The organism is Sphingomonas ginsenosidimutans (assembly GCF_002374835.1).
Lineage (GTDB): Bacteria > Pseudomonadota > Alphaproteobacteria > Sphingomonadales > Sphingomonadaceae > Sphingomonas > Sphingomonas ginsenosidimutans.
The window spans coordinates 1-1,282 of sequence record NZ_NWVD01000046.1 but is presented as its reverse complement, the minus strand read 5'-3'; the positions used below and the strand labels follow the sequence as shown (position 1 = coordinate 1,282).

At 63.2% G+C, this 1,282-nt stretch carries 1 protein-coding gene and 1 pseudogene; both read left to right on the top strand.

The window, feature by feature from the left end:
* Positions 1-298: 298 nt before the first annotated feature.
* Positions 299-580 carry a fibronectin type III-like domain-contianing protein gene (locus COA17_RS20010; RefSeq protein WP_245857951.1) on the top strand — a complete coding sequence of 94 codons (282 nt, stop codon included), beginning with the start codon at positions 299-301 and terminating at the stop codon, positions 578-580.
* Between the two features lie 186 nt (positions 581-766).
* Positions 767-919 (top strand): annotated as a pseudogene (locus COA17_RS18590) (transposase); the annotation flags it as partial.
* Between the last annotated feature and the right edge of the window lie 363 nt (positions 920-1,282).

The following is a 1,282-nucleotide window of genomic DNA, read 5'->3' as shown; positions in this document are numbered from 1 at the left end:
TCCGCCTCCGGTGCCCGGATCGCCTTGCGCACCACCTTGCGCGACAGGTGCAGGTCCCGCGCTATCGCCTTGATGGCCTTCCCCGACGCGTGCTCGCGCCGGATCCTCAACACCGTCTCCAATACCAGCATCCCGCTCTCGCCGCCTGACACACCGCCAAGCGAACAGCCTAGACCACCGGGATGAGGGGTCCCTTTTCGACGCCGATCACCCCGCTACCGGGGTCCTTTTTCCACGCCGATCCACAGTTATTGTCACGACCAGGGTCACGAACACCGGTGACCGTGTCGGCGATGAGGTGGTGCAACTCTACACCCATCAGCAGGCAGGTCGCGCGTCGCGCCCGGTGCGCGAGCTCAAAGGTTTTCAGCGCGTGACCCTCAAGCCTGGCGAGACGCGCACCGTGTCCTTCACGCTGGACGAGAAGAGCGTGCAATATTGGAACGCCGCGGAGCGCGACTGGGTGATCGACCCGGGCATGTTCGACCTGTGGGTGGGCTCGAGCTCGAACGCCCAGAATCACGGGCAATTCACCGTCAGCGGCACAGCGCGTGCGGGAAGCGGCTTCGCGCCGCGCTGACACGTGTTACCATCAATGGAGTAGAACCAGGACGGGCGCACATTGTCTCTCACGCGACCGCCCAGATGAACGTCCGATACGAAATCCACCCGGTGACCTGCTCCCCGCTGAGTGGCCCAGAGACCATCATAGTCTGGACCACGAAAGGGACGACGACTACCAAGCAAGAAGCACAAGCCGGAAGAGATTATCGGCAAGCTACGTGACGTTGAGATTGTGCGGGCGCAGGGCGCCTCGACCGCTGAAGCGTGCCGTCGGATCGCGGTCAGCGAACAGACCTATTATCGCTGGCGCAAGGAATATGGCGGCCTGAAGACCGCCGAGGCGCGGTGCATGAGGCTAGCAAGGGAATGTCAGGCGCTCATCGTGGTGCGTCAGTTGCGGCATGAGGACGTCCTTGCCGCGCTAGCGGAGCTGTTCGTCACCCGCGGCCCGCCTGCACATATACGGTCGGACAACGTCCTATGTCGGGAAGCAGCGGCGGGTTTTGGCCAGCAGATATCGATGCGCCGACAACCATCGGCGCGGCATGCAATCTGAGCCAGATGGCTCCCACCGTCAACGGGATCGCTCCCTGCCATAGCAAACGCAGGATCCAGCGGCGCCGGGGCGACCGTGGTCCTCACCATCCTTAAAACGAGATACGCACCCAGGTGGAAGGCCCGAACATTATCTACAGGGTCGCTCGAGGAGCGCCCTCAC